The following is a 13,642-nucleotide window of genomic DNA, read 5'->3' on the forward strand; positions in this document are numbered from 1 at the left end:
TTATTCTTTGAAAACGTATTCTCCGGTTAACTGATCTAGATAAATTTGAGTTTTAACCTTGCTTGCGTATCCTACGTTTTTATTTCCACTATCTATTGCTGCACCTATTAATGCACCTACCATTCCACCAGACATTGCTCCGATCATTGCTCCGTTCGTACTTTGCTGAAACAGATCTGCCGGAATTGCTTCGATATACCAACCTTTTTCATTTTTTAAAACTTCTCTGTAGCCGATTGGGATTGCTTTAAAAATTTTATCCCCTTCAACAATACAGTAAATTTCTCCGATTCTAATGTCATAAGTTCCGTCATTCACTCCTTTAATATCTCCATCTTTATCTCTTCTATAGGTAGCTGGCGTCGGTTGTTGCTGAACAAATGATTTGAAATTCAAATAAACTCCGGGTCTTAAGTTTTCACTTTTGTAAATGGAATACGTGTTTTTTATTATTGTTTCATAATCTGCAATTGATGTTTCGTTAAGCGGTACACTTACAGCAACATGATTATAGGAGTCCAGAATTAATTGTGAAAGAAGCCTTGAAACCTTATTATTAATCGTTTTTGCGATATTTACTCCTTCAATTTTGTTTGCAGAAATTACTCCTTCTGTTCTGTTGATAAAAAAGTATTTATCGTTTCTTTTAAAAAAAGTTGCAACATTTATTTTCGCTTTGGCAACATCCGGAGATTTATCATCATTAAAAAAAGACAAATCTTTAATAAGCAGTACAATATCATTTTTCCCGGAATTTTTGTTAGACTCTGCAAATGCCGCTTCAATTGCCTCTTTAGGCTGTGCTTTTGAAAATGAAAACTGATATGTTTCTCCTTTTGCCGTAATATTTCCAAGTTCTTTAGAGCTTCTGTTATCAATAACGGTTAAAGATTTTGTCATACCACTTTTATCCTTTATCCTTCCTATTTCAATAGTTTCGTTTTTTTGAGAAAATGCGATAGTCGATAGTAAAAGATATGTGATCTGTAATGCTTTTTTCATTGTTATAATTTTCACAAAACTAAGAATAACTTTAAAAATTAAACGACTCTCACAAATAAATTGTAAGAGTCGTCCAACATTAAAAAAATAAACTATTATGGGTCTTGCTTAGGTCTTGAATTATTGTTTCCGTGAGGTTTCTTTTCATTCATTTTATCTCTCATCATTCCTTCAGACTGAAACAGTTTCAAAACTTTCTGACAAGGAATTACCTGCTGCATTTTATCAGCATATTTTTTTCTGTTATCTAATAACTTCTGCCCTACTTCAAAGCTTTGTTGTAGCTTAGCTTTGGCTTCATCATCAGATAAAGTTTCAGGATTAAAATTAGAATTAAACTGACTTTTTATCTGTTTTTGACTGTCCAGATATTCATTATAAATCTCTGTAAATTCAGTTTTATCACCCGGATCAATATTCAGGTTTTCCATCACCATATTGTTCCTGAATTTAGTAAGAAGTTCTTTTCTTTCTTCCGGAGACAGATTATTGATAACTTCTTTTCTTTGTTTGGGATCCATTTTCTTCCAATCATAGTCTGTTCTTTGGGCATTTAAGCCAAAACCATACATGATAAAAAGTGCAAATAATATCTTTTTCATCTTTCTTTTAATTATATAAATCCAAATAAACATCCTGAGTTGAATTACTTGCCAATTCTGCTATTTCAGAATTAGTAAATGATTCCAGATATTCATTCATTTGTGCTTCATTATGTTTTGAAACAGGTTTTACTGTTTGCGCTTTTGTTTTTTCCTCACCATTGTCCTGAACATAATAATTTTTATTATCATCCTTATTTTCAATACTTTGATTATTATTCTCAATAGAAGTTAAATCAGACTTTAATGTTTCGTAAGCGAGTTCACTTTCTGTCTTTGGTTCCTGATTATTCATGGCAAATGTACCCTGAGAATTTTCTTTTCCTCTTGAATTGTCACTATTTAAAACAAAAGTTACTCCAAAAATCAAAGCCAATGATGCAGCCACTGCATACATCCAGTTGAGCTTAAAGATAGGTGCTTTTTTATTAACCTTTACATCATTCATCACCTTTTCCTGAATATTTTCAAACAAATTTTCAGGTACTGTGTAAATATTTTTACGTTCTAATTTTTCTATATCGAACTCTTTCATCTCTGTTTTTTCAAAAATTATCTTTCGTAATTTTCTTTAATATATTCTTCTATTTTCTGTTTGGCATAATGATAATTTGTTTTCAGTGTTCCTACCGACATATCTACAATTTTAGATATTTCTTCGTAAGGCAAATCATCATAATACCGCATCATAAATACCAGTTTCTGCTTTTCAGGCAGGCTTTGTATAGCACTCTGTAACAATATTTGTATTTCTTCGGCATCTTTAGCTGTATTATCAGCGACGAGATTCTGCATATAATACTCTGGATCTTCATCAGATTTCTGCATTTTCTTCATCTTATTTACCTGCTGTAATGCTTCGTTGGTAGCGATTCTGTATAACCATGTATACAACTGACTATCATTTTTGAACTGGTGAAAATTCTGATAAGCTTTAATAAAAGTCTCCTGCAAAGTGTCCTGAGCAAGATCTCCGTCCACAATAATTCTTCTTATGTGCCAATACAATCTGCTTTGATAAGCATCCATCAAGGCACGAACTCCTTTTTCCTGAGTTCGTGGATTTTGCATCAACGAAATAATTTCCGCGTCCTTAATCTTCATAAGATGCTTTCAATGTTTTGGATTACAAAAATATCTAAAAGTTAAATTACTTATTCAATTTTTAGTCCAAATATCAAAAATAATATCAGATAGTTACATTTAAGAAGCAAGGATAAAAAAACAACTCTTCAATATACTGCTTCTTTTCAAAACTAATCCTAAAACCTTATCTTTGTTTTATGCAAATTGTAATCATTGGTTCCGGAAATGTAGCCTATCATATGGCAAAAGCTTTTGTTTTGAACAATATTCCATTGGTTCAGGTTTTTGGCAGAAATGAAAAAGACTTGAATAAAATTTCTGAAGAATTAAAAGTTCCTTTTTCAACAGAAAAATTAGAAGACGCAGATGTATACATCATCTGTGTGAGCGATAATTCTGTGGAAAATGTTTCTGAGAGTATTTCTAAAAAAGATTGTCTGGTTGCTCATACTTCCGGTTCTCTTCCTAAAGAAATTCTGAAGGGAGAATACAGAAAAGCAAGTTTTTATCCTCTACAGACTTTTTCAAAATCAAAGGAACTGGAATATGAAAAAATTCCGTTCTTCATAGAAACTGAAAATGAAGAAGACAAAAAGATGTTGTTCGAAATTGCTTCTAAAATTTCCAAAAATGTAATGGAAAGCACCCATGAAAAAAGAAAATATATTCATTTGACGGCCGTTTTTGCCTGTAATTTTGTGAACCATCTTTTTTCCAGAGCAAAAGAAATTTCAGATTCTCAGGAAATTCCGTTTGATTATTTTCTACCGTTAATTGATGAAACAGTCCAGAAAATTCATGAAATTGAACCCAAATCCGCACAAACCGGACCTGCTGTAAGGAACGATAAAAGAATTTTGGAATTACATGAGCAATTATTAAAAGACGAAAGTCTCGAGATTTATAAAACAATGAATCATTCTATTCAAAAAATGTATGATTTGTAGAAAAATATGAAGTAATAAAACCTTGAATTGTTAAACCGTCGAGGCGTTTAGTTGATAAGCCAACTTAAGAATATTTTCCAAAGCAAGTTAGCGCTTCAATGACCAAACAACTTAACGACTTCACAGCTTAACGATTTAACACCTTAACAATAAAAATGAGTTATAAAGAAAAATTAAAAGATATAAAAGCATTTGTATTCGATGTAGATGGTGTTTTTACAGACGGCAGTGTGTATCTGATGCCCGGAGGAAATATGTCCAGAGTGATGAATGTCTTGGATGGTTATGCAGTGGTTAAAGCTTTAAAAAACAATTATTTAATCGGAGTTATTACGGGAGGAAATGATGAAATGGTAAAACACAGGATCAATTATCTTGGCATTGAGGATTATTATCCCAAATCTCACAATAAAATGGAAGATTTTGAAGGTTTTAAGGCAAAATATAATCTCAAAAACGAAGAAATTTTAACAATGGGAGATGATCTACCGGATATTCACATCATGGAAAATTCGGCGATTGCAACATGCCCGGAAAATGCAGTTCCTGAAGTAAAGGGAATTTCAGATTATATTTCTCCAAAAAAGGGTGGAAGTGGAGCAGTACGCGATGTTATTGAGCAGGTAATGAAAGTTCAGGGAAAATGGCATGATGACAACACTCAATCTATTTAATTAATTGAAAATGAAACTATTATTAGCCTCACAATCTCCCAGAAGAAAAGAACTTCTATCAAGTTTAGGTTTTGATTTTGAAGTCGTTAAAATTGACTGTGAAGAAATTGTTCCGGAACATATAAAAGTAGGAGAGGCCGCAGCATATCTTTCTGAATTAAAAGCAGATTCATTTCGAAAACTGGAAAAAGGTGAAGTTTTGCTGACTGCAGATACGGTTGTTGCTATCAACAATCAATTTCTCGGAAAACCACAAGATGAAGATGACGCTTTGAAAATGTTACAATTACTTTCAGGCAAAACCCATCAGGTTTATACCGGAATTACTATTAAAACCTTAGATAAAACCATTACAGAAACAGATGTTGCTGATGTAGAATTTGAGGAATTAACAATCGATGAGATAAAATATTATATTGAAAACTATAAACCTTTCGACAAAGCAGGAAGTTACGGAATCCAGGAATGGCTTGGAATGACAAAAATCAAAAAGATGACCGGCAGCTTTTATACCATAATGGGACTTCCTACCCATTTGGTTTACAAAATTTTGAAAGAAATATAACAAGTTTCAATATAAAATTTTATTATTTTTACAGAATCATCAAATCTGCTGATAATAAAAAGCAGATTAGCGAGTTATATTGAAGAATGAAAAATAAAATTATATTCCTTTTAACAGCCTGTATCGTTATTTCTTGCGGAACAAAAGTCAAGAAGCCCGAACAACGATCTAAATTTTTAAAAGGTTTTTCCACATATTATAATACCCTTTTTAATGCTAAAGACGCATTGAACAGTGAGTTTACATCCCGAGATAAAACATATAAAGACAATTTTTATGCTCCATATATCCCTATTCTTACTTATGAAGACCAGCCTTTAGGGAGTGATCTCGGACAGTCTTCTGCTTTTGCTGAAAATTCTATGAAAATGGCAGAAGTGAATAGAGGAGGAAATATGAGTGGCCCTCCTAATCAGCCGCCGGGAAACTCCGGTATTCCGGGGAATCCGCAAGATCCTAACCAAGCTCCCCCAAAAGGAGCAACTGCGCTAGAAATTGCAGAAGCAAAGGCATTAAAAGCAATTAATAAATATTCGGTGGTTAAAAATGGAGAAGAAAAGAATAAAACCATTTTTGATGCTTATATGATTCTTGCACAGTCAAGAATTTACCAAAATAAGTCTTTGGCTGCACTGGATGCTTTAAATTATGTCTTTTCTAACATGAAAAGCGATAAAAGGCTTCCTTTGGCTTATATTTATCAAGGTTTAGCCTATTCGCAAATGAAAGATTATCATAAAGCTCATGAAATTTTTGCCAGGCTTAAAGATGAAAAAATAAGCAAAGAGTATGAGAGATTACTGACTATTTATCATTCTGAATCTCTTTTGGATGCGGGAAGAAAAGAAGAAGCAGTAAAAGAATTAGACCGTGCTTTTGAAATAAATAACAACAGAAAATTAAAAAGCAGAATCGCTTATTTAAGAGGACAGGTCTTAGAAAATCTTGGACAGAATGAAAAAGCCAGAGAAAGCTTTTTAGCAGCTTATAAATATGCCAATGATTTTGAATTCGAAGTAAAATCTCAGATTGCAGTAGCAAAAACCTTCAATGGAAAAGGAGATTACAGCGGTGCTAAAAAATATCTTGAAGACATTAGTAAAAAAGGAACTTATGGTTCCAGAAAAAATGAATTTTACTATGCCTTAGGATTAATGGCAAATAAAGCCGGAAAAACAGATGAAGCTCAACAATTTTTCAGAAAATCTTTAAAAGAAAAAGTTTCTGATTCACAGCTTCGTGGACTGACTTATTATGAAATAGGAAAGGGGTATTTAGATAAAAATGATTACATAGGAGCAGGAATTTATTATGATTCTGCTTTGGCTGTAATGACTTATCAGCCTTCTAAAATTCTTTTACAAGATCAATCTTCTTACATCAAGAAAATTTCTAAAAACTATTATCTGATCAAGAAAAATGACAGTATTATTGCTTTGGCTAAAATGAGTCCTGAGCAAAAAACAGACTTTTTCACAAAATATATTGCGAAGATAAAAGCGAAAGAGGAAAAAGAAGAACTGGAAAGAAGACGTGCTGAAAGAAGCAAGGGCTTTGATACCGGAGATTATAGTTCCACGTCTATTTTCGCCAATAGCTCTAATTCTTTTGAAGATTTTGGTGTTGCCGCTAAAGGTTTTTACTTCGCCAATACAGGTACAGTAAGCAAAGGAACTTCTGCGTTCAGACAAACCTGGGGAGACAGAGCACTTTCTGATAACTGGCGTTATTCTAAAAAAATGGCGACTCTTGAAGACATGAAAAATGAAGCTTTAGGAACGACTTCCGTACCTAATCCGAGACGTTTTGAAACAGCCTATTACATTGAACAAATTCCGAGTGATATTAGCCTGTTGAAAAAAGATAGAGATACTGCTTCTCTGGGATTAGGAATCATGTATCAGAATTATTTTACCAATACACCATTGGCTACAAAAACATTGTACGATTTGGTAGATGTAAAACCTGAAGAAAAAGTAATGCTTCAGGCCCTGTATGAGATTTTCGCTATGAATTATGAGAAAAATCCGCAGGCTGCAGAAAGAGCAAAACAACTTCTTTTAACTGATTATCCTTATACTTCTTATGCAGAGTTTGTAAGAAATCCTAAGAATAATACTTTCGTAAAATCATCAGAAGAAGTAGAAAACAAGTATAAAGAGGCATTCGCTTTGTATGAAGCTGAAAAATTTGCAGAAAGTAAAGCTATTTTAGATCAGGCAATCCAGCAATATCCTAAAGATGCATTAATTCCTAAACTTTATCTGTTAAATGCTTTTAATTCGGGAAAAGCTAATGGAAAAGAGGTAATGATTCTGCAGCTGGAACAAATTGCTTTAAACTATACCAAAACGCCTGAAGGAATAAAAGCAAAGGAAATGCTTAATTATCTAAAAAGCGAAATTAAATTTCAGCCTACGGATAACAAGGGTAATGCAATTCCACAAAATACAGGAAACAATATTCCGCAGCAACCTAATAATGTTTCACAGCAACAAGTAGGGACGGTAAACGGAAGCAGTAGCAAGCCTCCAAAAAAACCTAATAATAATCCTCCGGGAATGCAGATTCCCAATACAAATGCAGTTCCTGCGAAACCTAAATAAAATAAAAAAGCGAAGATTAATTTCTTCGCTTTTTTTATACAATATGTAATTGTTTATCTTTATAACTAATTAGAATCTTCCGATTTCTTTTTCTTTACTCCATGAAAGTCTTTGAGATAGAAAGGTTCGAAATAAGCAATATCTTCAAACTCTTTGTTATCAATTTTTTCAAGACTTTTTTTAATTAAATACTGTGCAGAAGGGTAGATGTCTTCATTAAAATCAGCATCGGGAAGCTGTAAAATCTCCTTTGCTTTTTTAGCACCATCGCCTACAAATACTACTTTTTTATCTTTAAATTCCTCAAAAGAAGCTTCATCTAAGATTTTGGCTTCCGTCTGAGAAATCTCTTTCCCTGTTTTCCCATCATAAACAGCCGTATAAACCTCCATTCGTCTTGCATCGACTAAAGGGATAACAAAGTCATAGTTTTTGTCTAAAAAAGGTTCTATCATGCTTTCCAGAGAATTCACGGCAACCAATGGAACTTTTAATCCATAACAAAAGCCTTTTGCAGAAGAAGCACCAATTCTTAATCCGGTATAAGAACCAGGTCCTTTTCCTAAAGAAACAGCTTCGATATCTTTCATGGAAATTCCTGCGCCTTCCAACGCCCATTCTACAAAAACGTGAAGACTTTCAGACTGCTTATAGTTATCGGAAACTTCCTCTGTAAGACACAAAAGTTTTTCATCATCTGAAATCGCTACCGAACAGTTTTTTGAAGAAGTTTCTAGATATAAAATTTTCATTTTCTCAGTATATAATTTAATCACTTAGCAATTAAAATGCTAAATATTTTTGCAAATTTAAACCATTATTTTGAGACTATTTTCTGTAAATCGTTCTCGGTTCTGCCTGAGCTGTCGGATAGATCGTCATATCGGAAATACAAACATGTTTCGGTGCATTTACACAGTACGCAATAGAATCAGCAATATCTTCAGCTTTTAATGGTTCATATCCAGCATATATCGTTGCAGCTCTATCACTGTCTCCTTTAAATCTTACCATCGAAAAATCCGTTTCTACAGCTCCCGGTTGGATATTGGTAACCTTTATTCCAAATTCCGTTAATTCAATTCTCATTCCTTCAGAGATTACATCTACTGCTTTTTTCGATGCACAATACACGACTCCGTTAGCATACGTTTGTCTTGCTGCTACGGAACTGATATTCACAATATGTCCAGAATTTCTTTCTTTCATTCCCGGGATAATCATTTTGGAAACATATAAAAGTCCTTTCACATTTCCATCGATCATCGAATCCCAGTCATCTGTTTTCCCTGCCGAAAGAGGATCTAAACCATGCGCATTTCCGGCATTATTAACCAGAACATCAATATTTTTCCATTCTTCAGGAAGTGAATTGATCGCCGTTTCAACTTCATCTAAATTCCTTACATCAAATATTAAACTAAATATTTCGGTGAATACAGATAATTTTGTTTTTAATGATTCCAACACCTCAGATCTTCTTCCACAAATGATAATTCTATTTCCTTGTTTAGCAAACAATTCCGCTGTTGATTTTCCTATTCCGGAAGTAGCTCCGGTTATTAATATTGTTTTCATAAAAAATTTCAATTTTTAAATGATACCAGTGTCTCAGTTTAACAGTTTACAATACTTATTACATTGTTATTTTGGTAAATTGTTACATTTCTTAGTTGGCATCAAATGCTTCAAAAGCATTTTCAATATGTTCAATAATTAAATTCTTTTTCTCATCAGGAAGAACCGAAATAATATCAAATCTCACTTCCTGGTTTTTATTAAATTCCTCCAGATAATGATTGGCTGCAGAAACAATCGATTTTATTTTGGTTTTAGTTACCGCTTCCTGAGGCAGTATAAATATATCCGTTGAACGTGCTTTTACTTCTGCTACAATAATTAAATTATCTTTTTCAGCAATAATATCAATTTCAGCTTTTTGAAACCTGAAGTTTCTCACTAAAATTTTATAGCGGTTTTTAATTAAATATTCAACCGCCAGATCTTCTGCTTTTTTTCCGAAATCGTTGTGCGTTGCCATATTGAATTTGAGAGTAAGAAAAATTAAAACTCAATCTTAACCTTATCCTTAACCTGTAATTTCACATTCCCCCCAATAATTAAAGGGCGATTATCTTTAATATGCCCGTTAGGAAAACCAAAAACTACCGGAAAGTCATACTTTGAAATTCTGTCTGAAATCAATTGATAAGCAAACTCATCGAAGCTTTCTTCATATTGCTTGTTCTCTTTTTCATCTCCCATATTGGTCATTCCACCGACAATCAATCCTGAAATTTTATTGAATACTCCAGCCAATTCAAGACTCATGATCATTCTGTCGAGTGCATAAAAGTTTTCTCCAATATCTTCAATGAATAAAATTTTATCCTTAAAATCAAAAGAATATTTGGTTCCTAAAAGCGCATAAATCAGGGCTAAATTTCCTCCAACCAATTCACCTTCAGTATTTCCCTTCTTATTAAATTGATGTGATATAAGACTGTATTTTGGAGTTTTTCCTTTTAGAATATCAAAAATCAGTTCATAGCTTTCCTCAGTTACTCCAAAACTTGACGTTTTAATGGTTTGCCCGTGGATGGAAGTAAAGCCCTTTTTCAACAAATAACTCTGGATTACCGTATTATCAGAATAACCGATATACCATTTCGAATTTTTCGTAAAGTTCTTAAGGTCTAGATCCTGAATGAGATGTTGACAACCATAGCCTCCTCTTGAAGCCCAGATCGCCGCTATTTCATTATCATTTAAAGCCCAGTTGATATCTTTTGTTCTTTCTTGTTCCGTTCCGGCGTAATTGTATCCGTTAGAGAATTTAGTATAAAGATGTTCACCCAAAACAGGTTCATATCCTTTACTTTTAATCATTTCAATTCCTTTTTCCAGTTGAGAAGCCTCTACAGCTCCTGCAGGAGAAATTATAGCTATTTTATCGCCTTTTGAAAGGGACTTTGGAAAGATCATTTTTGTCATTTGGATTTTTGATATTTTACTTCAGTTTTCTCAGCTTCTTCCAATCGTTTATCGAATTGATTGAATTTTTTGAAGCTTTGTAAAAAGATAAAGAAACTGAAAACAATAAGGATTCCGCCTACAATTCTCCTGATTTTATTCGCCAGATTTTGGGTCAATTTATCATGAAACTGTTTGGCTAAAAATATTTTGATAAGATCTATAAAAAGGTAAGTACCAATCACAATCCCGATGTATAAAATAAAATTGCCGATATCCGGATATTGATTTCTCACTGAAATCACCGTTACCAGCCAAAAAAGGATTACTCCTACATTTAAAAGGTTGAAGAAAAAACCATTAATGAAAGTTTTGAAATAATTCTGATTAATGATTCTTTCTTCACCGGGCATATGCATTTTGGTTTTCGTGACCATCATTACAATTCCGTATACAAAGATAAGGATGGATGTAATTCGGTAAAAACCGGGATGTTTGTCAATCAAAGTTACAATATCTGCACTGGCATAATAGGCTGCTAAAATGCACAATAAATCTGCAGAGATAACTCCTAAATCTAAAGCTAAAGCATGTTTAGGGCCTCTGGAAAAGCTGGTTTCTATTAAAAGGAAAAAAATGGGTCCTATAAAAACCAGACTCAACATGAATCCTAAAACAATAGCAGAAAATATAAGTTCAAACATTCAGTATTTTTTTAAAACAGAAAATTAAATTTCCGTTTCATTTTATACAAATTTAAACTTTATGATTTAATTAATCAACTATCTTAAAGTCCAATAATTTTAGTATTACTTCATCTCGAAAATGCGTTTTGAACATTTACATTCTAAATAATATAGAAAATCCCCGAACTTAAAGAACAAGGATATGAATTTACTTTTTGATTCGTTTGTTATATTCTTCCCAATCAAACTCCTAAATTTATTTTTAATGATTTTCATTTCCTGTAAGGCATTAATCATTTATTTCTCTGTCTTTGTACTTTTCATAGTTATTCCGAATATCTTCTGCTAATTCTTTTAGCTTTTCAAAATCATAATTTAGCTCATCTTTTTCTAGCTTAAATTCTCTAGTAAAATCAAAATAACTATTATAGAAAGCTACATTTAAAATTTTCTTTTCATTTTCCTCATAAAGGGTAAAATCCCAATTATGTTTCATTATTTCTTTTTTCATTATTTTATATATTTAATTGTGTAATGAACATTTTCTACTAATCCGTCTGTTCTTATTATCGCCTCTAAATTACCATCTGGCAAAACTCCTCCTGGAATCCATTGAGGGTTTGCTCCCCATTCATTACCTGAAGGCATTTCAATTTTAACGTCTTTTTTTGATAAGTCAAAATCAATTCTAACAAGCCCTCCTTTTTCAATTTGCTTAACAGGTATACCCAGTTTTTTTGCTTGTTCTTCTCTTGAAAGCATTAATATATCATCAATATCTGATTTTCTACTAAAAAATTCTGTCTTACCTAAATCAGGTTTTCCAATTCCGTAATTTTCAAATGCATCTTTTAGAACTATCCTGGAAGCAATTCCTTCCTTTTGAAAAAGATTATAATGTTCAATTACATATTCTGTCTTTAAATATTGAATTGGGGAAGGTTTTTCTCCTTTTAGGATAGCGAGAATTTTCTCTTTTGACCAACCACTTTTCCAAGCATTTTTTAATCTTTCAAGATTTCTTAATGTTTTTCTTGTTTTTCTTAAATCTAAAATCTCATCAACCCACTTCACAAAATTAGATAATTGTTTGGCAAGTTTTGCAATCCCTTTTACAATTGTAACAATAGTAAAAATAATATCTATTACCAAAACGGTATCTTCTCCTTCATTATATTGTATTTGGTATTGGTTTAACTTGGGATCATCATAACGAGAATATTTGTAGTTTTTAATCGCTTTTATTAAGTCTTTAAATACTTTTCCCGGATCTTGTAAAACTTTACTAAGCATTTCTTCTACACCTTCTCTAATCTCTAAAAATTCCAAATTAGTGTCTCCTCCTAGTAGATCACTTACAACAATATTTACAGCTAATAGAGCAATATCAATAAAGCCTGCAATAAATTCAACAAGTCCGTTATAAGCACCACAGATGTAAGGTATTTTTAATTGAATATCGTCTCTGTTTTCAATTAATTCTTTTTTTAAATTTTCAATACTTTTTACTTTTTCATCGATAGCCTGTATAATTTCTTCTATGGTTTGTATTTTAATTTCTTTACCAATTATTTTAAAAGACTTAAAAAGTTCTAACTGCTTCCTAAACTTAATCAGACTAGTCTTTAAAGAATCGCATTTTTGTATAAAATAATTAATAGCGAATTCTGGTTTTGCAAAAAGATATTTATCAGATTTCAACGTTGGATCCCATTCTTCATGAGAAAATTTTTCGTCGTTACGAAAATTGGATGAAATCTTTTCAGTTATTTTTTTCAAATGATTTTGTAGATCTATTGCTGAAATGTTAATTAGCTTGGTTTGTAGTTTTATAGATTCTAAAAAAGCATCCGAAATTTCTTCTTCATTAAACTGAAAAGTTTTATTAGATTTATTTTCAGCGTAAATATATTTTGCCCAATAATCGGGTAAATAATTGGGGTCCTTATACTCATGATAATACCTGACCATCGCATCACTCATTTTTATTAGTAAGACTTTGCCTAAACTTATAGTGTGATCATCTTTTTCAGCATACATAATAAAGTCTAATTCGTCATCATCTGCTCCTTTAGAATTTTTAAGTGTCAAATTCTCTTCTCGAAACTCTTTAATGAGTCTTGTAGTATTATAATCATGTACAATTTCATATTTCCAATATCCCATAGCCTACAATTTTGGTATTTGTCCGGTTATTATTTCCCTTTCCTGTCTATAAAATTGACTACTCTTTCCAAAAGGTGAGTTTAGTGCAATTTCGTTGGATATCTCTTGAAAGGTTTTATTTGTAATTATTTCTTCAAAGAAATTTTTATTTCCTAAGAAGCCTTGCTCTACTTCCTTTAAAGTGAGAATATTGAAATGAGATAAATCTGATAAATTGCCATTAAATTTTTCCATTTTTTTTAATCATTATTTTAAATAAAAAATTTTCTGAAACGTTTCTTGGACAAATCTATGCTCTGGTAACGACAAAAATTGACGTATTATATATCAAAAAA

At 32.0% G+C, this 13,642-nt stretch carries 16 protein-coding genes; 4 read left to right on the forward strand and 12 right to left on the reverse strand.

Translation table 11 applies throughout. The features are described 5' to 3' along the window. The 4 genes from LV842_RS04930 to LV842_RS04945 form a co-directional block, all read right to left on the reverse strand. Entirely contained in the window at positions 1-1,002 is a 1,002-nt protein-coding gene (locus LV842_RS04930; RefSeq protein ID WP_233110345.1) for a hypothetical protein, read from the reverse strand. 95 nt (positions 1,003-1,097) lie between these two features. Beyond that, the gene (locus LV842_RS04935; protein ID WP_233110346.1) at positions 1,098-1,604 is read right to left on the reverse strand and encodes a hypothetical protein; all 507 of its coding nucleotides are present in this window, start codon (positions 1,602-1,604) and stop codon (positions 1,098-1,100) included. A 7-nt stretch (positions 1,605-1,611) separates the two neighbouring features. Further along, positions 1,612-2,139, reverse strand: a complete 528-nt coding sequence (locus LV842_RS04940) for a hypothetical protein (RefSeq protein WP_233110347.1) — start codon at positions 2,137-2,139, stop codon at positions 1,612-1,614. 17 nt (positions 2,140-2,156) lie between these two features. Beyond that, on the reverse strand, positions 2,157-2,708 hold the full coding sequence (locus LV842_RS04945) for an RNA polymerase sigma factor (RefSeq protein WP_233110348.1): 552 nt from the start codon (positions 2,706-2,708) through the stop codon (positions 2,157-2,159). A gap of 179 nt (positions 2,709-2,887) precedes the next feature. On the opposite strand from LV842_RS04945, the gene LV842_RS04950 reads away from it, so the two are divergent. The 4 genes from LV842_RS04950 to porW all read left to right on the forward strand — a co-directional run bounded on the left by LV842_RS04950 (position 2,888) and on the right by porW (position 7,482). Then, a complete protein-coding gene (locus tag LV842_RS04950; protein WP_233110349.1) occupies positions 2,888-3,637 on the forward strand; it encodes a Rossmann-like and DUF2520 domain-containing protein in 750 nt (249 codons plus the stop codon). Positions 3,638-3,792: 155 nt separating this feature from the next. Continuing rightward, a complete protein-coding gene (locus LV842_RS04955; protein WP_233110350.1) occupies positions 3,793-4,311 on the forward strand; it encodes a KdsC family phosphatase in 519 nt (172 codons plus the stop codon). 10 nt (positions 4,312-4,321) lie between these two features. After that, positions 4,322-4,876, forward strand: coding sequence for a Maf family protein (locus tag LV842_RS04960; RefSeq protein WP_233110351.1), 555 nt, complete (start codon positions 4,322-4,324; stop codon positions 4,874-4,876). Between the two features lie 86 nt (positions 4,877-4,962). Then, positions 4,963-7,482: a type IX secretion system periplasmic lipoprotein PorW/SprE gene (gene porW, locus LV842_RS04965; RefSeq protein ID WP_233110352.1), complete on the forward strand. Its 2,520-nt coding sequence runs from the start codon at positions 4,963-4,965 to the stop codon at positions 7,480-7,482. 65 nt (positions 7,483-7,547) lie between these two features. Here porW and tsaB read toward each other — a convergent pair whose 3' ends face one another. From tsaB to LV842_RS05005, 8 genes are all read right to left on the reverse strand, one after another. Beyond that, positions 7,548-8,234: a tRNA (adenosine(37)-N6)-threonylcarbamoyltransferase complex dimerization subunit type 1 TsaB gene (tsaB, locus tag LV842_RS04970; RefSeq protein ID WP_233110353.1), complete on the reverse strand. Its 687-nt coding sequence runs from the start codon at positions 8,232-8,234 to the stop codon at positions 7,548-7,550. Positions 8,235-8,310: 76 nt separating this feature from the next. Further along, positions 8,311-9,060 (reverse strand): SDR family NAD(P)-dependent oxidoreductase, encoded by a 750-nt coding sequence (locus tag LV842_RS04975; protein WP_233110354.1) that lies wholly within the window; start codon positions 9,058-9,060, stop codon positions 8,311-8,313. Between the two features lie 91 nt (positions 9,061-9,151). Then, positions 9,152-9,523, reverse strand: coding sequence for a YraN family protein (locus LV842_RS04980; RefSeq protein WP_233110355.1), 372 nt, complete (start codon positions 9,521-9,523; stop codon positions 9,152-9,154). A 23-nt stretch (positions 9,524-9,546) separates the two neighbouring features. Further along, the gene (locus LV842_RS04985; protein WP_233110356.1) at positions 9,547-10,476 is read right to left on the reverse strand and encodes a S66 peptidase family protein; all 930 of its coding nucleotides are present in this window, start codon (positions 10,474-10,476) and stop codon (positions 9,547-9,549) included. After that, entirely contained in the window at positions 10,473-11,159 is a 687-nt protein-coding gene (locus LV842_RS04990; RefSeq protein ID WP_233110357.1) for a LysE family translocator, read from the reverse strand. Before LV842_RS04990 ends, LV842_RS04985 begins: the two co-directional genes overlap by 4 nt. A gap of 271 nt (positions 11,160-11,430) precedes the next feature. Then, entirely contained in the window at positions 11,431-11,652 is a 222-nt protein-coding gene (locus tag LV842_RS04995; RefSeq protein WP_233110358.1) for a hypothetical protein, read from the reverse strand. Then, the gene (locus tag LV842_RS05000; RefSeq protein ID WP_233110359.1) at positions 11,652-13,307 is read right to left on the reverse strand and encodes a hypothetical protein; all 1,656 of its coding nucleotides are present in this window, start codon (positions 13,305-13,307) and stop codon (positions 11,652-11,654) included. Before LV842_RS05000 ends, LV842_RS04995 begins: the two co-directional genes overlap by 1 nt. A gap of 3 nt (positions 13,308-13,310) precedes the next feature. Further along, entirely contained in the window at positions 13,311-13,541 is a 231-nt protein-coding gene (locus tag LV842_RS05005; RefSeq protein ID WP_233110360.1) for a hypothetical protein, read from the reverse strand. Positions 13,542-13,642: the final 101 nt, after the last annotated feature.

This window comes from Chryseobacterium gwangjuense (assembly GCF_021311115.1).
GTDB classification, from domain to species: Bacteria; Bacteroidota; Bacteroidia; order Flavobacteriales; family Weeksellaceae; genus Chryseobacterium; species Chryseobacterium gwangjuense.